We start from the raw sequence: 25178 nt of genomic DNA on the forward strand, positions 1-25178 counted from the left end.
CGCTCAGGCGGCGCTTGAGCGCAGGTCGATGATGCCGCCGCCCAGGCACACGTCGCCGTCGTACAGCACGGCCGACTGGCCCGGCGTGACTGCCCATTGGGCTTCATCGAAGTCGAGCGCGAAGCGCGCGTCGCCGTCGGCCAGCACGCGGCACGCCATGTCGGCCTGGCGGTAGCGGGTCTTGGCCGACAGTGCGCCCGGCGCAGGCGCGTGGCCGGCGATCCAGCTGGCCTGGCCGGCCTCCAGGCGGTTCGACAGCAGCCACGGATGGTCGTGGCCCTGCACGATATACAGCGTGTTGGCCTCGATGTCCTTGCGCGCCACGAACCACGGCTCACTGATGCCATCAGCGGTCTTGCGTGACTTCAGGCCCCCGATGCCGATGCCCTTGCGCTGGCCCAGCGTGTAGAACGACAGGCCCACGTGCTCGCCCACTTGCGTGCCGTCGTCCAGGCGAATCGGGCCCGGCTTGTAGGCCAGGTAGCGGTTGAGGAAATCGCGGAACGGCCGCTCGCCAATAAAGCAGATGCCGGTCGAATCCTTCTTGGCCGCGTTGGGCAGCTGGAGTTTCTCGGCGATCTTGCGCACTTCGGTCTTCGGGATTTCACCAAGCGGGAACAGCGATTTGGAGAGCTGCGCCTGGCTCAGGCGATGCAAAAAGTAGCTCTGGTCCTTGGTGGCGTCGAACGCCTTGAGCAGCTCGAAGCTGCCGCTGGCCGTGTTCTCGCGCACGCGCGCATAATGGCCGGTGGCGATCAGGTCGGCGCCCAGCTTCATCGCATGGTCGAGGAAGGCCTTGAACTTGATCTCGGCGTTGCACAGCACGTCGGGGTTCGGGGTGCGGCCGGCCTGGTATTCGCGCAGGAACTCGGCGAACACGCGGTCCTTGTATTCGGCGGCGAAGTTGACCGCCTCGATGTCCACGCCGACCACGTCGGCCACGCTGGCCGCATCGATCCAGTCCTGGCGCGTCGAGCAGTATTCGGAATCGTCATCGTCTTCCCAGTTTTTCATGAACAGGCCGACCACGTCGTAGCCTTGTTCCTTGAGCATCCAGGCCGCGACCGAGGAATCGACTCCGCCCGACATCCCGATCACGACTTTTTTCTTGCGCATGTTACGTCCGTATTGAATTCTTCAGATCCCGCCTTCGAACACCGAAGGGTGGGTGTGCAGCAGGGACAGCGGCGTGCTCTGGCCGGCCAGGTAGTCGTCCACGCAGCGCAGCACGATCGGGCTGCGGTGGCGATCGACAGTGGCGGCGATTTCATCGCGCGTCATCCACATGGTGCGCAGGATGCCCTCGTCAAGGGGCTGGTCGAACTGGCGTCCGACGCTGCCGGCAAAGGTAAAGCGCAGGTAAGTGACATCGGCATTGCGCGATTTCGAGTGGTAGCGCGACATGTACATGCCCACCAGCGAACGCGGGATGAACTCGTGCGCGGTCTCTTCGAGCGCTTCGCGCACCACCGCCTGTTCAAGCGATTCGTGCGGGTCGAGATGGCCGGCGGGCTGGTTCAGCTTGATGCCTTCGCTGGTCTCTTCTTCGATCAGCAGGAACCGGCCCTCGTGCTCGATGATCGCTGCCACGGTAACCGATGGTTTGAAGATGTCGCTCATGCCTGTCCTTGAAAATGAGCCGGTATTCTACCTTGACAAGGCCGGTGTTTGCTCAGCCTGGCCTTTCCTTCAACGCTTGCCTGTCGTTAATTGGGCTTGATCTGTCGCAAAAACAACCGTATTCGTCTGGCAAGCGCTGCGCCGCATCAAAAGATTACCAAATTCGCCACTGAAAATTAATATTTGAACAATGGTTGTAAAGACGTGATAGATTTGCTGGCGCGGCAGTTCAACGAATGGAGGGATCCATGAGGATAGGCATTCCGGCCGAGACCCGGCCGGGCGAGACCCGTGTTGCAGCGACCCCCGAGACCGTGAAAAAGCTCGCCGCGCGCCATGCGGTCGCGGTGCAGGCTGGCGCCGGACTGCATGCGGCGGTGCCGGACGCCGCCTTCGAGGCCGCCGGCGCCGTCATCGTCGATGCTGCCGGCGCATTCGACGCCGAGCTGGTGCTCAAGGTGCGCAGCCCCGCCAGCGCCGAACTGGCCATGATGCGCTCTGGTGCGGCGCTGGTCGGGATGCTCGATCCGTTCGATGGCGATGGCCTCTCTGCGCTGGCCGCCGCCGGTATCACCGCCTTTGCACTGGAAGCCGCGCCGCGCATCACGCGCGCGCAGTCGCTCGACGTGCTGTCGTCGCAGGCGAATATCGCCGGTTACAAGGCCATCCTGCTCGCGGCGAATACCTACGGGCGCTTCATGCCGATGCTGATGACCGCCGCCGGCACCGTCAAGGCGGCCCGCGTGTTGATCATGGGCGTGGGCGTGGCCGGGCTGCAGGCGATCGCCACCGCCAAGCGCCTGGGCGCCGTGATCGAAGCGTCCGACGTGCGCCCGCCGGTAAAAGAACAGGTGGAGTCGCTGGGCGCCAAATTCATCGACGTGCCGTATGAAACCGATGAAGAGCGCGAGATCGCGGCCGGCAGCGGCGGCTATGCGCGCGCGATGCCGGCCGACTGGATGCGGCGCCAGGCGCTGCTCGTGCACGAGCGCGCGAAGCTGGCCGACATCATCGTCACCACGGCCCTGATCCCCGGGCGGCGCGCGCCGCTGCTGATCGGCGAAGAGACCGTGCGCGCCATGAAGCCAGGGTCGGTGATCGTCGACATGGCGGTGGCGCAGGGCGGCAACTGCGCCTTGAGTGAACCGGGACAGACCGTGCTGAAGCACGGCGTGCACATCATCGGCGAGCCCGATCTGGCCACGCTGGTGCCGGCCGATGCCTCGGCCCTGTACGCGCGCAATGTGCTTGATTTTCTCAAGCTGGTGATCGACGCTGAAGACCATTTCCATCTTGACCGCGAAGACGAGATCGTGCGCGCCACCCTGATGTGCAGCGGCGGAGAACTGCTGCGCAAGTAAGACCTTGGCACCGTTGAACAAGAACAGACAGGAGACCAGCATGGACATCAGCCACACCGTCATCAACCTGATCATCTTCGTGCTGGCGATCTACGTCGGCTATCACGTGGTCTGGACTGTCACTCCCGCGCTGCACACGCCGTTGATGGCGGTGACCAATGCGATTTCGGCGATCGTCATCGTGGGCGCGATGCTCGCCGCCGGCCTCACCGAAGGCATGACCGGGCGCGTGGCCGGTACGCTGGCCGTCGCCCTGGCGGCGGTGAATGTGTTCGGGGGCTTTCTGGTCACGCAGCGCATGCTGGAGATGTTCCGCAAGAAGGAGCCGAAGGCGGCATTGAAGCCCGGGGTGCAGTCCGTCGTGAAGGAGGAAGCGGCATGAATGCCATCAGCATGAACCTCGTCACGCTGTTCTATCTCGTCGCCTCGGTGTGCTTCATCCAGGCGCTCAAGGGTCTGTCGTCGCCGTCGACGGCGCGCCTCGGTAACGCGTTCGGCATGGCCGGCATGGCGATCGCGGTGGTCACGACGATCGCGCTGATGCTCAAGCTGCAAGAGAGCCTGCAGCAGGGCGGGGGCCTGGGCTTCGGCCTGGTGCTGCTGGGCGTGATCGTGGGCGGCGCGATCGGCGCCTTCGCCGCGAAAAAGGTCGAGATGACCAAGATGCCCGAACTGGTCGCGGCGATGCATTCGCTGATTGGCCTGGCCGCCGTGTGCATCGCGATCGCGGCGGTGTCGGAACCGTGGGCCTTCAACATCACGACACGCGGCGCGCCACTGCCGTTCGGGAACCGGCTCGAACTGTTCATCGGCACGTTCGTCGGCGCGGTGACGTTTTCGGGCTCGGTCATCGCCTTCGGCAAGCTGTCGGGCAAGTACAAGTTTCGCCTGTTCCAGGGCGCTCCGGTGCGCTTTGCGGGGCAGCACATCCTCAACCTGCTCGTCGCGCTTGCCATCGTCGCGCTGGGGCTGATCTTCTGCTTTGCCCACGGCCTTGAACCGGCGTGGGGCGCGTTCATCGTGATGGCCGCACTGGCGTTCGTGCTGGGCGTGTTGATCATCATCCCGATCGGCGGGGCCGACATGCCGGTGGTGGTGTCGATGCTGAACTCGTACTCTGGCTGGGCGGCGGCGGGGATCGGTTTTTCGCTCAACAACGCGATGCTGATCATCGCCGGCTCGCTGGTGGGCTCGAGCGGCGCGATCCTCTCGTACATCATGTGCAAGGCGATGAACCGCTCGTTCTTCAATGTGCTGCTGGGCGGCTTCGGTGGCGAAGCGGTGGTCGATGCCGGCGGCGCGAAAGAGCAGCGGCCCGTCAAATCCGGCTCGGCCGAAGACGCCGCGTTCATCCTGCAAAATGCCGAGTCGGTGATCATCGTCCCCGGCTACGGCCTGGCGGTGGCGCGCGCGCAGCATACGGTCAAGGAACTGGTGGACAAGCTGACCGCCCACGGCGTCACGGTACGCTACGCGATCCACCCGGTGGCCGGCCGCATGCCAGGCCACATGAACGTGCTGCTGGCCGAGGCCGAGGTGCCGTACGACCAGGTGGCCGAGATGGAAGACATCAACGGCGAGTTTGGCCAGACCGACGTGGTGTTGATATTGGGCGCGAACGACGTGGTGAACCCGGCCGCGAAAGACCCGAAGTCGGCCATTGCCGGCATGCCGATCCTGGAGGCCTACCGGGCCAAAAGCATCATCGTCAACAAACGCTCGATGGCCTCCGGCTACGCGGGCCTGGACAACGACCTGTTCTACCAACCGAACACGATGATGGTCTTCGGCGACGCCAAGAAAGTCATCGAAGCGATGGTCAAAGCAGTCGAATAGGCTGGTTTTTGCCTTTTTGGCCGACCTGAAATTAACTCTAGACGACTGGTCTAATTTGGTCTATAGTTCGTTCATGGCAAAAGCAATGACAACCGATACCTCTGGCGTTCGCGACAATATCGTCGCGGTGGGGCAGCGCATCATGGCCGGGAAAGGGTTCTCGGCCGTGGGCCTGAACGAGATCCTGGTCACGGCCGGGGTGCCGAAGGGTTCGTTCTACCATTACTTTGGCTCGAAGGATGCATTCGGCGAAGCGCTGCTGGCCAAGTATTTCGACGATTATCTGGCGGACATGGACATCACGCTCAGCGACGCGGCCACGACGATGGCCGAGCGATTGCTGACCTACTTCGGGCAATGGCGCGCGAACCAGTCATTCGAGGATTGCCAGGGCAAGTGCCTGGCCGTCAAGCTGGGCGCCGAAGTGGCCGACCTGTCCGAGCCGATGCGCTTGACGCTCAAGCAAGGCACCGCCGGCATCGTCGACCGGTTGGCCGTGGCGCTCGAAGGCGGCGTGGCCGATGGTTCGTTGACGGTGGAGGGCGACGCATCGCAGGTGGCGCAAAGCCTGTACCAGCTCTGGCTTGGCGCCAGCCTCATGGTCAAGATCGTGCGTGACGCGGCGCCGTTCGACGCCGCGATGACGAGCACGCAACGCATGCTGCATCTGCCTCGATAAAAGAGGCAATGATCGAACGCTTCTCAGGAGGCGTTTTTTTGACCGAAAAACTAGACGACTGGTCTATTAATATCACCAAGGAGCCACACCATGAACATCCTGATCGTTCTCACCTCGCACGACACCCTGGGCAACACCGGCCGCAAGACCGGCTTCTGGCTCGAAGAGCTGGCCGCCCCCTACTATGCGCTGAAGGAAGCCGGCGCCAACATCGTGCTGTCCTCGCCCGCCGGCGGCCAGCCACCGCTCGACCCGAAAAGCAACGAGCCATCGTTCCAGACCGATGACACCCGCCGCTTCGAAGCCGATGCCGCCGCCACCGCGCAACTGGCCGCGACCGTGCGCCTCGATACCGTCTCGCAGGCCGATTTCGACGCCGTGTTTTATCCCGGCGGCCACGGCCCGCTGTGGGACCTGGCCGAAGACCGCCATTCGATCGCGCTGATCGAAGCGTTCATCGCCGCCAACAAGCCGGTGGCGCTGGTGTGCCACGCACCGGGCGTGCTGCGTCATGTGAAGAGCCCCGACGGCACGCCACTGGTGCAGGGCAAGCGCGTTACGGGCTTCACCAACACCGAAGAAGCCGCCGTCGAACTCACGGACATCGTGCCGTTCCTGGTCGAGGACGAGCTCAAGGCAAAAGGCGGGATTTATTCGCGCACCGATGACTGGGGCTCGTACGTGGTCGCCGACGGCTTGCTCATTACCGGCCAGAACCCGGGTTCGTCGGCCGCCACCGCCGCCAGGCTGCTGGACACGCTGTCGCGCGCCGCCTGATCCAGCGCCGTGGGCACTGGCCGCGTGGCAATTTTAAAAAAAGTTGTCAAAGAAATCGACACTGACCCCAATTGTTGGACAATTGATCGCTAGCGGCGGCCGAACATCATCAGGTCGGCCAGCAGCGTGCGGGCGGGGCGGGTCAGGTCGAGGGTGGCCAGGCCCAGGCCCAGCAGCGGCTGCAGCGGGCCGCTGCCGGTGAAGGCGCGGGCCATCGTGTCGGTCAGGTTGATTGTCGTGCGGCGGTCGCCTGTGCGGTTTTCCGTGAAGCGGGTGATCGCTTCGGCGTCCGGTCCGCGCGCCAGTTGACGTGCCAGCACGGCGGCGTCGCGCAGGCCCAGGTTCAGGCCCTGGCCTGCCACCGGGTGCAGCGTTTGCGCGGCGTTGCCGATGGCGACCGTGCGGGCCGTGGCGCGCGCTTCGGCGTTCAGGCCGAGCGGGAAGGCAATGCGCGGTGAGACTTTGGTGAACGCGCCCAGGCGGGTGCCGAAGGCGGCGCTCAGGTGCTGCAGGAACTGGGCGTCGTCCAGGGGCAGCAGTTCTTGTGCGCGCGCCGGGCGCATGCACCAGACCAGCGCGTACCCATGGCCGTCGGCGCCGTCTTCGGGCAGCAGCGCCAGCGGGCCTTCGTCGGTGAAGCGCTCGAACGCGCGGTGGGCGATTGGCAGCGATGTCGTCACGCGTGCGATCACCGCGCTTTGTTCGTAGTCGCGGCTGTGTGCGCGCTGTTCTTGCGCGCCGAAGATGCCGCCCTCGGCCTGCACCGCCACCTGCGCGCGCACCGTGCTGCCGTCGTCCAGGTGCAAGAGGGCCGCATCGGGTTGTTCGTCCAGAGACGTTACGCGCGCCGGGCGCAGCATCTGCACGCCCGCCTGCTCGCACACCTTCGCCAGTGCATCGACCACCGTGCCGTAGCGCGTGACGTAGCCCAGCGCCGGCACGTCGTGATCGAGCCGGTTCATCAGGCTGCGGCCAAGCTGGCCGCGGCGCGAAACGTGGATCTCGTGGATCGGCGTGGCGGCCAGCGGCCAGGCGCCCACTTCTTGCAGCAATTGCGCGCTGCCCCATGACAGCGCAATCGAACGCGGGTCCGAGATCGCCTGGCCAAGGGACTTGCCGTCGATGAGCGTGATGCGCGCGCCCGCGATGCCGCGCCGGACCAGGAAACCCGCCAGCGCCACGCCCACCGGGCCGGCGCCGCAGATCGCCACATCGACCTCGTGCACTTGCTGCGTCATCATGCTGCCTTCATCCATGCTTCAATCTCCGCCACGTCTTTCGGTACGCCGTTCGTCAGGATGCGCGCGCCTGTGTCGGTAACGATCACGTCGTCCTCGATCCGGATGCCGATGTGCCAGTATTGTTCGGGCACGCCCTCGGCCGGCCGCACATAGATGCCCGGTTCCACCGTCAGCGCCATGCCCGGCTGCAGCGCGCGCGATGGTTTGTCCGCTTGCGAGACGTCGCGGTACACGCCGACGTCGTGCACGTCCATCCCGAGCCAGTGACCTGTCCCGTGCATATAGAACTGGGCGAACGCGCGTGTGCCGATCGCGTCGTCGAGCGTGCCGACCTTGCGTTTGTCGAGCAGGCCCAGGTCGAGCATGCCTTCGGTGAGCACCCGCACGGCCGCATCGTGGATGCCGCTGTACGGTTGCCCAGGTTTGACTGCCGCCAGCGCCGCCGCCTGCGCGCGCAGCACCAGTTCGTACAAGGTGCGCTGCGGCGACGTGAAGCGGCCATTGGCCGGGTACGTGCGCGTGATGTCGCCCGCGTAGCCATCGAATTCGCAGCCGGCGTCGATCAGTACCAGTTCGCCCTCGAGTACGCGCCTGTTATTGGCGTTGTAGTGCAGCACGCAGGCATTCGGGCCCGATGCGACGATGGACGAATACGCCGGCGCCTGCGCGCCATTGCGGCGAAACTCGTACAGCAGCTCGGCCTCGATCTCGTATTCAAGCATCCCCGGGCGCGTGGCGCGCATCGCGCGCGCATGCGCCGCCGCCGAGATGGCGCCGGCACGCGCCATCAAGCCCACTTCGTGTGCGTCCTTCAGTAGCCGCATCTCGTCGAGCAGCGCCAGCAGATGATGCATCGTCGCCGGCGCGGTCACGCCCGTGCGGCCCAGCGCGCGCACGGCGTTCAGCCAGCCGGCCACCTGCAGGTCGGGTTGCGCCCCGAGCGCGTAATACAACGCCGGCACGTTCGACAGGATGCCCACCATGCGCGCATCGAGTTCGTCGAACGGATAGGCCTCGTCGAAGCCGAACGTTGTGCGCGCCGCATCGGGCCCGTACCGAAAGCCGTCCCAGATTTCATGGTCGGGATTCTTCGCGCGGCAGAACAGGATGGCGCGGGCAGTGCGCTCGCCCAACGCCGCCACCAGCACGATGCAGCTTTCCGGCTCGGCGAACCCGCTCAGGTAATAGAAGTAGCTGTCATGGCGATACGCGTACTCGCTATCGCCGTTGCGCGTGACTTCGGGCGCCGTGCCCAGCACCGCCACCGCACCCGGCTGCATCTGCGCCAGCACGCGCGCACGCCGGTCCGCATACGGTGTCATGACCTTGACGCAGCCGGGCGCAGCGGCGCGTTCAGTTCTTCCAGCTGGCCGACCGTGCCGACATTGACCCACTGGCCGTGATACAGCTCACCGCCGATGCGGCCCTGCTCGATGTAGCGGCGCATCAGGGGCCCGAACTTGACGAACTCGCCGGCGCGGATGCCGTCGAACATCTCGGGCCGGTACACGCCGATGCCGGCGAAATTGAACTTGGCCTCACCGTCGTTACGCAACGTGTACATGTCGAGCGCGAAGTCGCCCTCGGGGTTGTGCCACGGGTTCGGCGTGAGCCACAGCCAGGCGATGTCGCGCTGGTCGACCGGATATACCTGGCCTACCGCATCTTTATCCTTGAGCGCGTCGAGCGCCTCGCTGAAATCGAAGTAGGGCGCATAGATATCGCCCGACACCGCCAAAAACGGTTCATCGCCCAGCAGGTGCAGCGCATTGGCCACCCCGCCGGCCGTCTCGAGCGGGCTCGGTTCGTGCGAATACACGATGCGCGCGCCGTAGCGGCTGCCGTCACCCAGTTCGGCCTCGATCATGTGACCCAGGTGCGAGTGGTTGATGACGATGTCGACGATCCCGGCGCGTACCAGGTTCAGCACATGCCAGGTAATCAGGGGACGGCCGCGCACCTTGAGCAGGGGCTTCGGGCAGGTGTCGGTCAGCGGCCGCATGCGCTCGCCGCGACCGGCGGCAAAAATCATCGCTTTCATGATTGTCTTCAGAAGGTGTAGCCGAACTGCTGCGGCTTGTCGTCGAATGCATCGAGCAGGCGCAGCAGCGGCTTGAGCTCGTTGTAGCGGTTGGCCGTCTTGCGCACGTAGTCGAGCACCGTCGGCAAGTCGCCCATGTAGTGGGCCTTGTTGTCGCGGTAGTTCAGGCGGCAGAAGATGCCGAGGATTTTCAGGTGGCGCTGCAGGGCCATGTATTCGAAATCGCGGTAGAACGCGTCGATGTCGGGATTGACCGGCAGGCCGACGCTCTTGGCGCTTTGCCAGTAGCGCACCACCCAGTCGAGCACCATGTCTTCGTCCCACTGGATGTAGGCGTCGCGCAGCAGCGAGGCCAGGTCGTACGTCACCGGCCCGTACACGGCATCCTGAAAATCGAGCACGCCCGGGTTGTTCTGGTCGAGGAACATCAGGTTCCGCGAATGGAAATCGCGGTGCATGAAGACCTGCTGCTGCGCCAGCACGTTGGCGGCGATCGCCTCGAACACGCCGTCGAGCTGCGCCTGCTGCTTGGCGTCGAGCGTCACGCCCAGGTGCTTGCCCAGGTACCACTCGGGGAAGATGCCCAGTTCGCGCATGACGAAGGCGCGGTCGAACTCGGGCAGCACGTCCGGCTGGCTGGCCATCTGGAACTTGAGCAGCGCGTCGACGGCGTCGGAATACATGAAGGCGGCATTGTCGATCGACAGGCGCGCCAGGTAGGTGGTGGTGCCCAGGTCGGACAGCAGCAAGAAGCCTCGCTCGACGTCACGCGCGGCGATCGCCGGCACGTTGACGCCGGCGTCCAGCAGCAAGCCCTGCACATGGATATAGGCCGGCACGTTTTCGCGCTCGGGCGGGGCATCCATCGCGACCAGGGTCGCGCCCAGCTTGTCTTGCAGGCCGGCGGGAACGTCGTAGCGGAAGTAGCGTCGGAAGCTCGCGTCGACCGAGGCCGGGCGGCCGGAGGCGACGTCGACCAGGCCGGTCGTGGCCAGCCAGTCGTTCAGTTGCGCCAGCCGGGTATCGGACACTGCGTCGGCGGAAGCGGGGGAGTTTTGAGACAAAGATGACATGAAGCGGCCTGATGAATCCGGTTGGTTGAGCTAATTCCCCTATAATAAGGGATTCATCCCAAAAAAACCGCCCTTTATGGCGCACGTCGATTCTCCATGAGCTGCGATTTTCCATGAGCTGGTCCTCGGCCCAACCATTCCCACCACGACACGTGCTCGCACTGTATGCAATGGCTTCGGTCACTGCGATGCCTGCGTTCGCCCAGACTCCCGCCACCGTCAACGTTACTGCCCCCGCGCCCACCGCGCAGACCGAGGACGAGTTGCCGGTCACCGTCAAGGCCGAGGACATCGCCGGCCGGCCCGACCGCCGGCTCGACCTGAATCGCAACGTCGAGATCACGCGCGGCCAGACCGGCATGAAGGCCGATACGGCCTGTTATCTGATGGTCGAAGACGAGGTCACGGCCGCCGGCAACGTCGATATGTGGCGCTTTGGTGACCGCTATAAAGGCGACGAGCTGCAGCTGAACCTGGAAACCGGCAAGGGCTACCTGCTCAACCCGACGTACTTCATGGCCTCGAACAATGGCCAGGGCCAGGCGAGCCGCATCGACTTTCTGGGCGAGCAGCAGGCCGTCGTGCGCGACGGCACCTACAGCACCTGCGAAGGGCCGGATCCCGACTGGTATCTCAAGTCGAGCACCCTGCGCCTCGACAAGGGCCGCGACGTCGGCACCGCCGGCAAGACCGTCATCTATTTCAAGGACGTGCCGATCATCGGCACGCCGGCGATGTCGTTCTCGCTGTCGGGCCAGCGCAGGTCGGGCTGGCTGCCGCCGACCGTGGGCTTCGGTTCGCAAGGCAAGGCCGAGGTGATGGTGCCGTACTACGTCAACATCGCCCCGAACCGCGACCTGACGCTGTACCCGCGCATGATGTTCGACCGCGGCTTCCAGCTGGGCGCGACCGGCCGTTACCTGGGCAGCACCTACAACGGCGAAACGCACGTCGAAGTGCTGCCGGACGACCGCGAAACGGGCACCACGCGCTGGCGCGCCGACTCGCTGCACAGCGGCGTGATCAAGCCGAACTGGTCGTACGGCTGGAACCTGCATGGCGCGTCGGACGATGAATACCCGTCCGACTTTTCACGCACCGTCGCCGCCAGCGCCGAGCGCCAGCTGCTGCGCGAACTGCGCACCGATTATTCGGGCCAGTTCTGGAGCCTGTCGGCGCGCGCCCAGAATTACCAGGTGCTGCAAGACCCGGCCGCCGCCACCAATCCCAGCCTGACGGTGCCGCGGCCGTACGACCGCCTGCCGCAGATTAACTTCCGCTCGGCGCGCTACGACGTGGCGGGCTTCGACTGGGCGGTGGACGCCGAGGCGACCCGCTTCGCCCACCCCACCGACGTCGACGGCTCGCGCGCCGTGATCCAGGGCCAGGTGAGCTACCCGATCGTGCGGCCGGGCTGGTTCGTCACGCCCAAGGTGATGTACAACGCGGCCAAGTACGATCTCGAAGATCATGCGACGCGCCTGGGCAAGCCGACCAAGCTGTCGCGCACGATTCCGACGGTCTCGCTCGACAGCGGCATGGTGTTCGAGCGCGACGCGTCGCTGTTCGGCAAATCCACCACGCAGACGCTCGAGCCGCGCCTGTTCTATGTCTACACGCCATACGAGAACCAGGACGACGTGCCGCTGTTCGACACGGGCCGCGCGGGCTTCAACTACGCCCAGCTGTTTTCCGAGAACCGCTACGTCGGCCTGGACCGCGTGTCCGACGCCAACCAGCTGACCGCGGCGCTGGTGTCGCGCTTCATCCAGGAAGACGGCGCCGAGCGCCTGCGCCTGGCCTTTGGCCAGCGCCTGTACTTCGAAGAGCCGCGCGTGCGCATCGCGGGCGAAGCGGCGCAGCAAAGCCGGTCCGACCTGCTGCTGGCCGCCGCCGGTACCATTTCCGAGTCCTGGACCTTCGATAGCGGCGTACAATACGATGCGGCCGGAAGCAGTTTGTACAGCTCGAACGTGAGCGTACAGTGGCGTCCGGGGAAGATGAAGGCGGTGAATGCGGAGTATCGTTATCAACGTGACAGTTTCCGCAATATCGACCTGTCGGCGCAGTACCCGATCTCGAAGCGCTGGTATGGCGTGGCGCGGGTCAGTTACGCGCTGCGCTCGTATGGCGTGGGGCAAACGGTCAACCCGTCCACCGGCGGCAAGCTGATCGAGAGCCTGATCGGTCTCGAGTACCAGGCCGATTGCTGGGTGTTCCGGATGGGCGCGCAGCGTTTCGTCACTGCAGCCCAGACCGAATCGACGCCGATCTTCTTCCAGCTCGAGCTCAATGGCTTGTCGCGCCTGGGCCTGGGCAATCCGCTCGAGTCGTTCAACAAGAGCGTGCCGGGCTATACGCGACTGAATGCGGCGAATTCGCGCCCCTAAGGCAAAATTCAGACTCGGTGTCCATACTTCGTCGTCCAACCTGACGTGAACAATCCTCAAATGAGTGCTTTCCAGATGATGCGTACTACCCGTTTGCAGTCTCTCCAGTTGGCAGCCGCGCTGCTGTGCGCGCTGAGCGCGGGCCAGGTCCTGGCCCAGGCCGCGGCGCCCGCCGCCGCCACGCCTGCGCCTGCCGCCGGCTCCGGCTTCCTGCCGCCAGCCTCGGCCAATGCCAAGGTGGTCGACTCGATCCAGGTCGTCGTCAACGACGAAGTCATCACGCGCAACGAAGTGGCCGGCCGCCTGGTCCAGGTGACGGCGAACATGAAGGCGCGTAACGCCCAGATTCCCGACACCGCCACGATGGAGCGTCAGGTGCTCGAGGCGATGATCGTCGAGCGCGCCCAGCTGCAGCTGGCCAAAGAGATGGGCGTCAAGGTCGACGACCGCACCCTCGACGCCACCATCGGCCGCATCGCCGAGAACCAGAAGCTGTCGGTGCAGGACATGCGCAACCAGATGGAAAAAGAAGGCATGCCGTTTTCGCAGTTCCGCGAAGACATCCGCAACGAGATCATGATGCAGCGCCTGCGCGAGCACGAGGTCGACAGCAAGGTGCAGGTCTCGGAAGCCGAGATCGACACCTATATGGCCGCCGCCAAGGCCGCTGCGGCCGACCGCATCGAAGTCGACATCGCCCAGATCCTGGTGCGGGTACCAGAGAACGCATCGCCCGAGCAGATCGCCGCCCGCGCCGCACGCGCGGAAGAAGTGATGCGCCAGCTGCGCACCGGCGCCGACTTCGCGCGCATGGCCTCGACCTATTCCGACGCACCGGACGCGCTCAAGGGCGGCGAAATCGGCTGGCGCGACGCCGACCGCCTGCCGCCGAATTTCTCGGCCGAGCTGCGCAAGATCGAGCCGGGCCAGGTCACGCCGATCCTCAAGACCAACGTCGGCTTCCACATCCTCAAGCTCGCCGGCAAGCGTTCGCTGGCCAGCGAGACCGACAAGGCGATCGTCGAGCAGACCCGCGCGCGCCACATCCTGATCAAGGTCACCCCGACCATGACCGAGGGCGAGGTCAAGCGCAAGCTGCTGGAAATCAAGGAAAAGATGGCCAACAACGCCGGCACCTTCGAAGAGCTGGCGCGCCTGCACTCGCAGGATGGTTCGGCCAGCAAGGGCGGCGACCTGGGCTGGCTATATCCGGGCGACACCGTGCCTGAATTCGAGACCGCGATGAATGCCCTCAAGCCGGGCGAGACGTCCGATATCGTGCAGTCGCCGTTCGGCTTCCACCTGATCCAGGTGGTCGAGCGCAAGAGCGAAGACGTAACGCAGCAGAAAGAGCGTAACGTGGCCCGTCAGGTGCTGCGCGACCGCAAGATGCAAGAGGCGATGGAAGACTGGATGCGCCAGGTGCGCGACCGCGCCTACGTCGAGTTCCGCGAGGAGCAATAAGCCATGGTTGCGCCGCAGGCGCCTGCGCGCCCGCTGGCGCAGAATCGTCCCGTAATTCGTCCCACCCTGGCGATCACGGTCGGCGAGCCGGCCGGCATCGGCCCCGAGATCGCGATCCGCGCCGCCTGGGCCTTGCGCGATGACGCCAACTGCGTGCTGGTGGGCGACGCGGCCTTTCTTGCGCTCACCGCCAGCCTGATCGATCCCGCCATCCGCCTGGCCGCCTTGTCCACGCAAGCGCTGCGCAACGGCGGCCTGCCGCATTTCGGCGCCGAACGGCTGGCGGTGATCGACGTGCCGCTGGACGCCCACGTGGTGCCGGGCCGGCTTGATCCCGAGAACGGCCGCGCCGTGCTGGCCACGCTCGACCTGGCCATTGAAGGGTGCCAGCGCGGCTGGTTCGACGCCATCGTCACCGCGCCGCTGCAAAAAAGCACCATCAACGATGCCGGCGTCGCGTTTTCCGGGCACACCGAATACCTGGCCGAACAGACCGGCACGCCGAAGGTGGTGATGATGCTGGCCGGTTCGCCGCAGGGCGATCAACCGTACCTGCGCGTCGCGCTGGCCACCACCCATCTGCCGCTGAAGGATGTCCCGGCCGCGCTCACGCGCGAGAACCTGACCCAGGTGCTGAACATCGTGCACAGCGATCTGACACACAAGTTCGGCATCGCCGCGCCCGTCATTCTGGTGACCGGCCTGAACCCGCATGCGGGCGAAAACGGTTACCTGGGCCGCGAAGAAATCGATGTCATCACGCCGGTGCTCGAGGCGGCGCGTGCGCGCGGCATCGATGCGCGCGGTCCGTATCCGGCCGACACGCTGTTCCAGCCGAAATACCTGAAAGACGCCGACTGCGTGCTGGCGATGTACCACGACCAGGGCTTGCCGGTGCTCAAGCACGCGACCTTCGGGCGCGGCATCAACGTCACGCTCGGCCTGCCCCTGATCCGCACCTCGGTCGACCATGGCACCGCGCTCGACCTGGCCGCGCAGGGCCTCGGCCTGGCCGACTGCGGCAGCATGATCGAAGCGATCCGCGCCGCCATGCAGATGGTGCAGGCGCAGCGCGCTGCCGGCGCAGTAAACATTTAAGAAAGCATTCATGAAACACGTTGCACGCAAGCGCTTCGGCCAGAACTTCCTGACCGACAAGCAAGTTCTCTCCGACATCATCGACGCCATCGCGCCGCGCCAGGGCGAGACGATGGTCGAAATCGGGCCGGGACTGGCCGCGATGACGGCGCTGCTGCTCAAGCAGCTCGAGCACATGCATGTCGTCGAGCTCGACCGCGACCTGGTGACGCGCCTGGAAAAAGCGTATCCGCGCGAGCGCCTGACGGTGCACTCGGGCGACGCCCTGAAATTCGACTTCGGCGCGATTCCGGTGGCCGAGGGCAAGAAACTGCGCGTGGTGGGCAACCTGCCATACAATATTTCCAGCCCGCTGCTGTTCCACCTGGCCGACTTCGCGGACCAGATCGAGGACCAGCATTTCATGCTGCAAAAGGAAGTGGTCGAGCGCATGGTCGCCGAGCCGGGCAGCAAGACCTATGGCCGCCTCTCCGTGATGCTGCAATGGCGCTATGACATGTCGCTGATGTTCATCGTGCCGCCAACCGCGTTCGATCCGCCGCCGCAGGTCGAATCGGCCATCGTGCGCATGGTGCCGGTCAAGCAGCAGCTGCCGTGCGACGCCAAGCGCCTCGAAGCGGTGGTGGCCAAGGCGTTCTCGCAGCGGCGCAAAGTGATTCGCAATTGCGTGGCGGGGATGTTCACCGAGGCGCAACTAGTGGAAGTGGGCATCGATCCGGGCGTGCGGCCGGAAGCGGTGAGCCTGGCGCAGTATGTGGCGCTGGCCAATTTGCCTGCCCAGGCATAAGCCACGCCAAAAACGCGGTTGAATCCCCGAAGCGCCTGATCGGCGCTTTTTTCATATCTGGAAGTTTGCGTGAGCGGCCAAAAAAAAGGCCCGCTACAAGAGCGGGCCGAAATCCAATTCTTTTCTGAGGAGAGTTGGAGGAGACAGGTCCAGTATGCTGCGTTACAGCATATAAGTCCAATCATCCTTTCGCATACTCGACATAAGAATTACGTATAACTTTCAAATTACGTGGCAACGCAGGTCACGTTGATGTTGCTGACAGCGGCATCGCCCATGGTGCCGGTCGGGTTCACGATCGTGCACACCTGGCCGGCTGGCTGGGCACTGATCGTGACGCCGTACGTGGTGTTGTAGGAAACGGTTGGCAGTTGATAAACGAACGGCGTTGCGGTGGTGCCGGCAGTCGGCGCGGTCGCCGTGTAGGTGCCGCCGGTGCTACCGTTGGCCAGCACCAGGCCGGCGCCGGTCAGCCCGGTGATCGTGCCGCCGATGGCGTAGGCATTGATCGCGCACGAAATCGCGATGTCGATCGTCACCAGGCGGCCGGCCGTATCGGCATTGTTTGAGTAATACGCGCCTTCCGGCACGCCCGGTGCGCAGGTCTGGTGCGCCGGTTGCGTGCCGACGGTGACGTCATAGGTGTCGCCGTATTCCAGCTTGTCGGCGAAGGCGAATCGTACAGCTGCGCCGGCCGTGGTTGGCGGCGCGACCGTCAGTGGTACGCCGGCGTTACGCAGCACCAGGCCATCATAGGCAAGACCGGTTACCGAACCGGCAACGGTGAACTCGGCTTTGTCGCTGCCGCCGCAGGCGGCCAGGCTTGCAGCCAGCGCCAGCGCAAGCGCCGGGCGGATCAGGGAAGACTTCATGCGTTTGACTCCAGGAAAAATTAAGGTGCGCACGTGACGGCCACGTTGGTCACATCGGACTCGCCCATCGTACCGACACCGTTGGCGATGGTGCAGCTCTGGCTGGCCGGGTTCGTCAGGATCGAGACGCCATACGGCGCATCTTGGGCAACACGGGCCATGGCAAACGTCGTTGCACCGGCCGGCACAATGACGCGGTCGGAGCCATTGATCAGGACCAGGTCGGCCTTGAGGTTGCTGACGGTGCCGGTCAGGGCGTGGGTCTTGAAGCCGCAGGCAATCTGGATGGTCGTGACGTCGAAGCCGGCGCGGCCCGAATTATAGAGCAGCTGGCAAGTCGACCGGTCGACATTGGTCGGCACGCTCTTGATTTGCACGTCGTACTTGTCGTCGGACGAAATCAGGCCGGGGAAGAAGAACGTCGTCACGCCGGTGCCGTTCGACGGCACCGGAATTTCATAGTCCGAACCGCCGTTATTGGTCAGGACCATGCCGGTCTTGGTGACACCGGAAATCGTGCCGCCCAGCAGCAGTTGGCCATCGTCGCCACCGCAAGCAGTCAACAGGACCGCGCATGCCAGCGCTGCGCTTGCGCGCAGGTAGGAACTCTTCATATATTCTCCAAAAAATCTAGCGGGAAAGCGCAGGCTGCGCGGTTGGAATTAAAAAATCGCTCAACATTTTAGTTCATTTATTAGGCAGTCGGACCATTTGCGTCCGATTTGCATGTGTATCAGCTTGTAAGCGCCATGTCACAAAAGCAACTCAGGTCGGTGTACATTGCTTTTGAGCGGACGCCTCGCTATGCTGGCGTAGCGCAATTCTCCTGCCTGTCCCCAAAAGCCGATGACCCGCCGCCCCTGGCCCAAAGCCGTACTGTTCGACCTCGACGATACCCTGTGGCCGATCGCGCCGGTGATCCGGGCCGCCGAAACCAATCTCTACGCGTGGCTGCAGCAGCATGCGCCGCGCGTGGCCGCACACTTCACGATCGACAGCCTGCGCCAGGCACGCCTCGAATTGCTGGCGCGCCAACCCGAATACGGCATTGACCTGGCCGCGCTGCGCCGCGCCGGCCTGCTCGCCGCGTTCGAACAAGTGGGCGAAGACATTGCAAAGGTGGGCGACGCCATGACCCTCTTCAGCGCCGCCCGCAATGCCGTGACGCCCTACGCTGACGTGGTGCCCGGCCTGGCGCGCCTGAGGCAACGTGCGCTGGTTGGTTCGGTCACCAACGGGGTGGCCGACCTGGCCGCCATTGGCCTGGCCGCGCAGTTCCAGGCCTCGGTGGCGGCGCGCGACTTCGGGCGCGCCAAGCCCGACCCGGGGATTTTCCTGGCCGGCTGCACGGCGCTGGGCGTGCTGCCTGCCGATACCGTGTATGTGGGCGACGACTTGCTGCTCGACGTCCAGGGCGCCCAGCAGGCAGGCTTGCGCGCCGCCTGGATGAACCGCAGCGGCAAGCGCAATGACCTGGCCGACCAGGTGCAGCCCGATGTCGAGGTCGACAGCATCGATGCGCTGCTCGATTGGCTCGACAACCAGCACGAACATCCACACACACAACAGCAGATACGCGTATAACACGGGGATCGGTCGTGTGGACGAGTAAGCCTTGCACTGCCATGCCGCGCCCCAATCTTATAATGCAGCGTCACAAACCGTTTCCTGGACCCATGCAACTCGATCACCGTGCCCAAACCCTGCTCAAAGCGCTTGTCGAACGCTATATTGCCGACGGCCAGCCGGTCGGCTCGCGCGCGCTGTCCAAGCTGTCGGGCCTGGAATTGTCGCCCGCGACGATCCGCAACATCATGGCCGACCTCGAAGAGATGGGTTTTGTTGCCAGTCCCCACACGTCGGCAGGCCGGATCCCGACGCCGCGCGGCTATCGCGTATTTGTCGACACGCTGCTCACGGTCAAGCAGCTCGATGAAACGACGGTCGGCGCCGAACGCATGCGCCTGCCGCTGCAGCATCCGCAAAAGCTGATCGCCAATGCGGCGCAGATGCTGTCGTCCCTGTCGCAGTTCGCCGGCGTGGTGCAAAGCCCGCGCCGCGAATCGGTGTTCCAGCAGATTGAATTTTTGCGCCTGTCCGAAAAGCGCATCCTGCTCGTGATCGTCGATCCGCGCGGCGACGTGCAGAACCGCCTCTTGCTGACCGATGTCGACTACACGCCGACGCAGTTGTCGCAGTCGGCCAATTACCTGAACCAGAACTTTGCCGGGCAGTCATTCGACGGCGTGCGCCAACGCCTGAGCGGCGAGTTGCGGCAACTGAGCGACGATATGGGGCGCCTGATGCATGCCGCGGTCGAGGCCGGCAGTGAGGCGATGGCCGAAAGCGACGACGTGGTTATTTCCGGCGAGCGCAACCTGCTGTCGGTGACCGACCTGTCGTCCAACATGAGCTCGCTGCGCCAGATGTTCGAGATGTTCGAGCAAAAAACCGGCCTGATGCAATTGCTCGACATGTCGAGCAAGGCCGGCGGGGTGCAGATCTTCATCGGCGGCGAATCGAACCTGGTGCCGATGGACGAGATGAGCGTGGTCACGGCGCCGTACGCCGTCGATGGCCGCATCGTTGGCACCCTTGGCGTCATTGGCCCCACCCGGATGGCCTATGAGCGGGTCATTCCCATCGTCGACATTACCGCCAAGCTGCTGTCGAACGCACTCAGCCAGCCTTGACCGTCTTGTTCTGCCAGACGAAAAAAGGGCGCACGGTAACTAACCCGTGCGCCCTTTTTGTCGTCAGCCCTGCCGGCTGCGGATGGCTTAACTTGTCTTGCGCGCCGCCTTGCATTGCGGGCAGCTGCCGTAGATCGCCAGCGCATGGTCGACGATCGTATAGCCGTGGGTTTCGGCGATCATCTTCTGGCGCTGTTCGATTTCGTCGTCGTAGAACTCTTCGACCCGGCCGCAGGTGACGCACACGAGGTGGTCGTGGTGCGAGCCGGCGTTGAGCTCATAGATGGCCTTGCCGGTTTCGAAGTGGTTACGGTTGAGCAGGCCGGCCTGCTCGAATTGCGTCAGGACGCGGTAGACGGTGGCCAGGCCCACGTCCATGTTTTCGGCCAACAGGATCTTGTAGACGTCTTCGGCGGTGAGGTGACGCACGGCGCTGTTCTGGAAAATTTCCAGAATTTTCAGGCGCGGGAGCGTGGCCTTGAGGCCGCTTGCCTTCAGGTCGGTCGGATTGTTACTCATGTTTGTTACTCGCATATTGGCGGAGTGCTTTATGATATAGCGTTTTGAAAGCTCCCGCTCGAACGATTTGAGGTTACCTATGCGCGTCAAACAAGCCGTACCCCATCGATTTTCCGCCAAGGCGGTGCTGGCGGCAGGTCTCGTCTGCACGCTGACGCTGTCCGGCTGCGCCTCCTGGCGCAACCAGACCCGTCCGGCGCCGCCGGTGGCAACGGACGCTGCGGCCACCGCCGCCGACGCTGACAAATCGGCCGCCATCGCCAATGCCGGCGCGCAGACCGTGCAAGCCTCGCGCCTGCAGAAATTCTTGTGGGTGTTCTCGCCATACCGCCCGGACATCCAGCAAGGCAACTTCGTCTCGCAAGAGATGCTCAACCAGCTGAAGGTCGGCCAGTCGCGCGATCAGGTGCGCTTCCTGCTCGGCTCGCCGCTGCTGGTCGACGTGTTCCACGCCGACCGCTGGGATTATCCGTTCTACCTGGCCCGCGGCAATGGCGAACTGACCACCAGCCGCGTCACCGTATTCTTCAAGGATGACGTGGTCGAGCGTTTCGAGGGCGGCAACCTGCCGAGCGAGCGCGACTACATCAACCGCATCGCCGGCCCGGCCAAGGTGCCGGAAAAGAAAGACAAGCCGGAAAGCCGTCCAGTTGCACCGATCACGGTGACCGCGCCGGCAACCCAGCAGTAAGGAATCGCCATGACGATGTTGAATATCGCCGTTGCCGGCGCCAGCGGCCGCATGGGCCGCATGCTGATCGAAGCCATCCAGTACGCCCCCGACGCCCGCCTGGCCGGCGCCCTCGACCTGCCCGGTTCGCCGTTCATCGGCCAGGATGCCGGCGCCTTCGGGGGCTTTCTCACCGGCGTGATGATAGAAGACAGTATCAAGCACGGCCTGCACAATGCCGACGTGCTGATCGACTTCACCCGTCCCGAAGGCACGCTGGCGCACCTCGCGTACTGCGCCGCCAACGGCAAGCAGATGGTGATCGGCACCACCGGTTTCGATGACGCCGGCAAGGCCGCCATTGCCGCCGCCGCCGAAAAGGTCGGCCTCGTGTTCGCGCCGAACATGAGCGTGGGCGTGAACGTCACGCTCAAGCTGCTGGAACTTGCGGCCAAGAGTTTCAATGAAGGCTACGACATCGAAATCGTCGAAGCACACCATCGCCACAAGGTCGATGCGCCGTCGGGCACCGCGCTCAAGATGGGCGAAGTCATTGCCGACGCCATCGGTCGCGACCTGAAAGAATGCGCCGTGTACGGGCGCGAAGGCGTCACGGGCGAGCGCGACCCGTCGACGATCGGCTTTGCCACCGTGCGCGGCGGCGACGTCGTGGGCGACCACACCGTCATGTTCCTCGGCACGGGCGAGCGCATCGAGATCAGCCACAAGTCGAGCAGCCGCGTCACCTACGCGCACGGCGCGCTGCGCGCGGCGCGCTTCCTGGTCGACAAATCCAGCGGCCTGTTCGACATGCAGGACGTGCTGGGCCTGAAAGCCTGATATGGCCGTTGCAGAACTGAACGGCGCCGCCATCGTCGACGAAGCGGCGTTTCATGCGCAAAGCCGGGACGCATTCGGTTTCCCGGCGTCGTACGGCAACAGCATCGATGCCTGGGTGGATTGCCTGAGCTACCTGCGCGACGACGAAAACATGACCAAATTCCGGCTTGGGCCGGACGAAGTGCTTGAAGTCGTCATCACCGGCGCCGACGCCATGAAGGCGGCGGCGCCGGATCTGTTCGAGGAGCTGGCCTTTTGTATCGGCGGCATCAACGAGCGGTATGAGGATTATGGCGAAAAGCCGGCACTGGAGTTGGTGCTGCGCTGAGGTTGTTGGCGGCTTGTCGACACTTGGGTTCCCGCCTTCGCGGGAACGACGGTCTCAATAGCAGAGGTACTAACGCCGTTACCCTGCAGCGCTCGCACGTCGTTCCCGCGGAGGCGGGAACCCAAGTCAGCCAGCATCACCGCAAACCCCGCTTCCCCCACCTGCACCACGCCACGCGTTAGTGCAAAATCAACAGGTTATAATGACCGGTTCCATCCCCCACATTACGTCTGCAGAAATCATGCAAGAAAAATATAGTCCAGCTGAAGTCGAACAGGCCGCCCAGGCCTACTGGAAATCGATCGACGCCTACAAAGCCGTCGAACACGATCCGCGTTTCCCGAAGGGCAAGTACTACGCCTGCTCGATGCTGCCTTACCCATCGGGCAAGCTGCACATGGGCCACGTGCGCAACTATACGATCAATGACGTGATGTACCGCTACCTGCGGATGAACGGCTACAACGTGCTGATGCCGATGGGCTGGGACGCGTTCGGCATGCCTGCCGAGAACGCGGCGATGGCCAACAACGTGCCGCCCGCCGAATGGACCTATTCGAACATCGCCCACATGCGTGGCCAGATGGAGTCGATGGGCCTGGCGATCGACTGGTCGCGCGAGATGACCGCCTGCAAGCCGGACTACTACAAGTGGAACCAGTGGATGTTCCTCAAGATGCTCGAAAAAGGCATCATCTACCAGAAGACGGGCACCGTGAACTGGGACCCGGTCGACCAGACCGTGCTGGCCAACGAGCAGGTCGTCGACGGCCGCGGCTGGCGCTCGGGCGCGCTCATCGAGAAGCGCGAAATCCCGATGTACTACGTGCGCATCACCGAATACGCCGACGAACTGCTCGAGCATGTCGACAACAAGCTGCCGGGCTGGCCCGAGCGCGTGCGCACGATGCAGGCCAACTGGATCGGCAAGTCGACCGGCGTGCGCTTCGCGTTCCCGCACACGATTGCCGATGACGCAGGTGACTTGATCGACGACGGCAAGCTGTACGTGTTTACCACCCGCGCCGACACGATCATGGGCGTGACTTTCTGCGCCGTGGCGCCGGAACACGCGCTGGCCCAGCACGCCGCAAAGAACAACCCGGAACTGCAGCAATTCATCGCCGAGTGCAAGCTCGGTTCGGTGATCGAAGCCGACATGGCGACGATGGAAAAGAAGGGCATGCCAACCGGCCTGTTCGTCACCCATCCGGTCACGCAGGAACAGATCCCTGTCTGGGTCGGCAACTACGTGTTGATCACCTACGGCGATGGCGCCGTGATGGGCGTGCCAGCGCATGACGAACGCGATTTCGGCTTTGCAAAAAAATACAATCTGCCGATCAAGCAGGTGGTGGCGGTCGAAGGCCAGGCATTCTCGCTGGACGCCTGGCAAGAATGGTACGGCGACAAGGACAACGGCCGCACGATCAATTCGGGCAAGTACGACGGGCTCGATTACATCTCGGCCGTCAATGCGGTGTCGGGCGAACTGGCGAGCCAGGACCTGGGCGCCAAGAAGGTCACGTTCCGCCTGCGCGACTGGGGCATCTCGCGCCAGCGCTACTGGGGCACGCCGATCCCGATGATCCACTGCGCCGAGTGCGGCATCGTGCCGGTGCCCGAGGCCGACCTGCCGGTCGTGCTGCCCGAACACCTGGTCCCGGACGGCACCGGCAACCCGCTGAACAAGGACGAAGCGTTCCTGAAGTGCGACTGCCCGAGCTGCGGCAAGCCGGCGCGCCGCGAGACCGACACGATGGACACCTTCATCGATTCGTCGTGGTACTACATGCGCTATACGTCGCCAGGCTCCAACGACGCAATGGTCGATGAGCGCAATGACTACTGGATGCCGATGGACCAGTACATCGGCGGCATCGAACACGCCGTCATGCACTTGCTGTACGCGCGCTTCTGGACCAAGGTGATGCGCGACTTCGGTCTGGTGAAGTTCGACGAGCCGTTCGTGAACCTGCTCACGCAGGGCATGGTGCTCAACGAAACCTACTACCGCGAAGAAGCCTCGAGCAAGAAGACCTGGTTCAACCCGGCCGACGTCGAACTGACCTTCGACGACAAGGGCCGCCCGCAAAGCGCCGTGTTGAAGAGCGATGGCCAGCCAGTGCAGATCGGCGGCACCGAAAAGATGTCGAAGTCGAAGAACAACGGCATCGATCCGGCAGCGCAGATCGAGCAGTACGGCGCCGACACCGCGCGCCTGTTTACGATGTTCGCGTCGCCGCCGGAGCAGACGCTCGAGTGGTCCAACAGCGGCGTCGAAGGCGCCAGCCGCTTCCTGCGCCGCGTGTGGGCCTTCGGCTACGCGCAGCGCGCGCGCATCGCCGCGGCCCTGAGCGGCGAAGTGCAGGGCACGCACAGCGACGAGCAAAAAACGCTGCGCCGTGAAGTGCACAAGGTGCTGCAGCAGGCCGACTATGACCTGAAGCGCATCCAGTACAACACGGTGGTCTCGGCCTGCATGAAGATGCTCAACACGCTCGAATCAGCCAAGCTCGATGACAGCGCGGCGTCGAACGCCATCATCGCCGAAGGCTTCTCGATCTTCCTGCGCTTGCTGAACCCGGTCGCGCCGCACATCACGCACGCGCTGTGGCAAGAGCTGGGCTTTGCCGGCGTCCACGGCGACCTGCTCAACGCGCCATGGCCAGAAGTCGACCCGCAGGCGCTCGAGCAGTCCGAGATCGAGATGATGATCCAGGTGAACGGCAAGCTGCGTGGCTCGGTCAAGGTGGCCAAGGATGCCGACAAGGCGTCCATCGAAGCGGCTGCACTGGCCAGTGAAGCGGTGCAGAAGTTCATCGAAGGCACGCCGAAGAAAGTCATCGTCGTGCCGGGCAAACTCGTCAACATTGTGGTCTGATGATG

General features: G+C 64.2%; 24 protein-coding genes. 15 read left to right on the forward strand and 9 right to left on the reverse strand.

Annotated elements, in window-relative coordinates; translation table 11 throughout:
- Positions 1-3 precede the first annotated feature (3 nt).
- Positions 4-1116 carry a tRNA 2-thiouridine(34) synthase MnmA gene (gene mnmA / locus AB2N08_RS04910; protein WP_367609517.1) on the reverse strand — a complete coding sequence of 371 codons (1113 nt, stop codon included), beginning with the start codon at positions 1114-1116 and terminating at the stop codon, positions 4-6.
- A 21-nt stretch (positions 1117-1137) separates the two neighbouring features.
- Entirely contained in the window at positions 1138-1620 is a 483-nt protein-coding gene (locus AB2N08_RS04915) for an NUDIX hydrolase (protein WP_258835919.1), read from the reverse strand.
- A gap of 248 nt (positions 1621-1868) precedes the next feature.
- On the opposite strand from AB2N08_RS04915, the gene AB2N08_RS04920 reads away from it, so the two are divergent.
- The 5 genes from AB2N08_RS04920 to AB2N08_RS04940 all read left to right on the forward strand — a co-directional run bounded on the left by AB2N08_RS04920 (position 1869) and on the right by AB2N08_RS04940 (position 6273).
- Entirely contained in the window at positions 1869-2981 is a 1113-nt protein-coding gene (locus tag AB2N08_RS04920; RefSeq protein ID WP_367609518.1) for a Re/Si-specific NAD(P)(+) transhydrogenase subunit alpha, read from the forward strand.
- 40 nt (positions 2982-3021) lie between these two features.
- Positions 3022-3363, forward strand: coding sequence for an NAD(P) transhydrogenase subunit alpha (locus AB2N08_RS04925; RefSeq protein ID WP_367609519.1), 342 nt, complete (start codon positions 3022-3024; stop codon positions 3361-3363).
- Positions 3360-4817, forward strand: a complete 1458-nt coding sequence (locus tag AB2N08_RS04930) for an NAD(P)(+) transhydrogenase (Re/Si-specific) subunit beta (protein ID WP_367609520.1) — start codon at positions 3360-3362, stop codon at positions 4815-4817. Before AB2N08_RS04925 ends, AB2N08_RS04930 begins: the two co-directional genes overlap by 4 nt.
- An 85-nt stretch (positions 4818-4902) precedes the next feature.
- The gene (locus AB2N08_RS04935) at positions 4903-5496 is read left to right on the forward strand and encodes a TetR/AcrR family transcriptional regulator (protein WP_367609521.1); all 594 of its coding nucleotides are present in this window, start codon (positions 4903-4905) and stop codon (positions 5494-5496) included.
- A 90-nt stretch (positions 5497-5586) separates the two neighbouring features.
- Positions 5587-6273 (forward strand): type 1 glutamine amidotransferase domain-containing protein, encoded by a 687-nt coding sequence (locus AB2N08_RS04940; protein WP_367609522.1) that lies wholly within the window; start codon positions 5587-5589, stop codon positions 6271-6273.
- 89 nt (positions 6274-6362) lie between these two features.
- Here the strand turns inward: AB2N08_RS04940 and AB2N08_RS04945 are convergent, their stop codons facing one another.
- The 4 genes from AB2N08_RS04945 to AB2N08_RS04960 are packed head-to-tail and all read right to left on the reverse strand — an operon-like array spanning position 6363 to position 10628.
- Positions 6363-7529, reverse strand: coding sequence for an FAD-dependent monooxygenase (locus tag AB2N08_RS04945; RefSeq protein ID WP_367609523.1), 1167 nt, complete (start codon positions 7527-7529; stop codon positions 6363-6365).
- Positions 7511-8836, reverse strand: a complete 1326-nt coding sequence (pepP, locus tag AB2N08_RS04950) for a Xaa-Pro aminopeptidase (protein ID WP_367609524.1) — start codon at positions 8834-8836, stop codon at positions 7511-7513. The genes AB2N08_RS04945 and pepP overlap by 19 nt, the downstream gene beginning before the upstream one ends.
- Positions 8833-9555 carry an N-acetylmuramate alpha-1-phosphate uridylyltransferase MurU gene (murU, locus tag AB2N08_RS04955; protein ID WP_367609525.1) on the reverse strand — a complete coding sequence of 241 codons (723 nt, stop codon included), beginning with the start codon at positions 9553-9555 and terminating at the stop codon, positions 8833-8835. Before murU ends, pepP begins: the two co-directional genes overlap by 4 nt.
- Before the next feature lie 8 nt (positions 9556-9563).
- Entirely contained in the window at positions 9564-10628 is a 1065-nt protein-coding gene (locus AB2N08_RS04960) for an aminoglycoside phosphotransferase family protein (RefSeq protein WP_367609526.1), read from the reverse strand.
- Between the two features lie 113 nt (positions 10629-10741).
- Between AB2N08_RS04960 and AB2N08_RS04965 the strand changes: the two genes are divergently transcribed.
- From AB2N08_RS04965 to rsmA, 4 genes are read left to right on the forward strand one after another with little or no spacing between them, the layout of a single operon-like run.
- Positions 10742-13018, forward strand: coding sequence for an LPS-assembly protein LptD (locus AB2N08_RS04965; protein WP_367609527.1), 2277 nt, complete (start codon positions 10742-10744; stop codon positions 13016-13018).
- Between the two features lie 60 nt (positions 13019-13078).
- Positions 13079-14482, forward strand: a complete 1404-nt coding sequence (locus AB2N08_RS04970) for a peptidylprolyl isomerase (protein WP_367609528.1) — start codon at positions 13079-13081, stop codon at positions 14480-14482.
- 3 nt (positions 14483-14485) lie between these two features.
- Positions 14486-15580 (forward strand): 4-hydroxythreonine-4-phosphate dehydrogenase PdxA, encoded by a 1095-nt coding sequence (pdxA, locus tag AB2N08_RS04975; RefSeq protein ID WP_367609529.1) that lies wholly within the window; start codon positions 14486-14488, stop codon positions 15578-15580.
- Positions 15581-15590: 10 nt separating this feature from the next.
- On the forward strand, positions 15591-16367 hold the full coding sequence (gene rsmA / locus AB2N08_RS04980; RefSeq protein WP_367609530.1) for a 16S rRNA (adenine(1518)-N(6)/adenine(1519)-N(6))-dimethyltransferase RsmA: 777 nt from the start codon (positions 15591-15593) through the stop codon (positions 16365-16367).
- 227 nt (positions 16368-16594) lie between these two features.
- Here rsmA and AB2N08_RS04985 read toward each other — a convergent pair whose 3' ends face one another.
- Positions 16595-17239 (reverse strand): hypothetical protein, encoded by a 645-nt coding sequence (locus AB2N08_RS04985; RefSeq protein WP_367609531.1) that lies wholly within the window; start codon positions 17237-17239, stop codon positions 16595-16597.
- 20 nt (positions 17240-17259) lie between these two features.
- Complete coding sequence (locus AB2N08_RS04990) at positions 17260-17853, reverse strand: hypothetical protein (RefSeq protein ID WP_367609532.1); 594 nt, start codon at positions 17851-17853, stop codon at positions 17260-17262.
- 232 nt (positions 17854-18085) lie between these two features.
- Between AB2N08_RS04990 and AB2N08_RS04995 the strand changes: the two genes are divergently transcribed.
- On the forward strand, positions 18086-18823 hold the full coding sequence (locus AB2N08_RS04995) for an HAD family hydrolase (protein WP_367609533.1): 738 nt from the start codon (positions 18086-18088) through the stop codon (positions 18821-18823).
- A gap of 92 nt (positions 18824-18915) precedes the next feature.
- Positions 18916-19932 (forward strand): heat-inducible transcriptional repressor HrcA, encoded by a 1017-nt coding sequence (hrcA, locus tag AB2N08_RS05000; protein ID WP_367609534.1) that lies wholly within the window; start codon positions 18916-18918, stop codon positions 19930-19932.
- A gap of 87 nt (positions 19933-20019) precedes the next feature.
- Here hrcA and fur read toward each other — a convergent pair whose 3' ends face one another.
- Positions 20020-20451, reverse strand: coding sequence for a ferric iron uptake transcriptional regulator (gene fur / locus AB2N08_RS05005; RefSeq protein WP_367609535.1), 432 nt, complete (start codon positions 20449-20451; stop codon positions 20020-20022).
- Positions 20452-20530: 79 nt separating this feature from the next.
- Between fur and AB2N08_RS05010 the strand changes: the two genes are divergently transcribed.
- The 4 genes from AB2N08_RS05010 (at position 20531) to leuS (ending at position 25173) form a co-directional block, all read left to right on the forward strand.
- Positions 20531-21142: an outer membrane protein assembly factor BamE gene (locus AB2N08_RS05010; RefSeq protein WP_367609536.1), complete on the forward strand. Its 612-nt coding sequence runs from the start codon at positions 20531-20533 to the stop codon at positions 21140-21142.
- Between the two features lie 9 nt (positions 21143-21151).
- Positions 21152-21961, forward strand: coding sequence for a 4-hydroxy-tetrahydrodipicolinate reductase (gene dapB / locus AB2N08_RS05015; RefSeq protein WP_367609537.1), 810 nt, complete (start codon positions 21152-21154; stop codon positions 21959-21961).
- Between the two features lies 1 nt (position 21962).
- On the forward strand, positions 21963-22289 hold the full coding sequence (locus AB2N08_RS05020; RefSeq protein ID WP_367609538.1) for a barstar family protein: 327 nt from the start codon (positions 21963-21965) through the stop codon (positions 22287-22289).
- A gap of 241 nt (positions 22290-22530) precedes the next feature.
- Positions 22531-25173, forward strand: coding sequence for a leucine--tRNA ligase (leuS, locus tag AB2N08_RS05025; protein ID WP_367609539.1), 2643 nt, complete (start codon positions 22531-22533; stop codon positions 25171-25173).
- Positions 25174-25178 lie beyond the last annotated feature (5 nt).

Source organism: Massilia aurea, assembly GCF_040790145.1.
GTDB classification, from domain to species: domain Bacteria; phylum Pseudomonadota; class Gammaproteobacteria; order Burkholderiales; family Burkholderiaceae_D; genus Telluria; species Telluria aurea_C.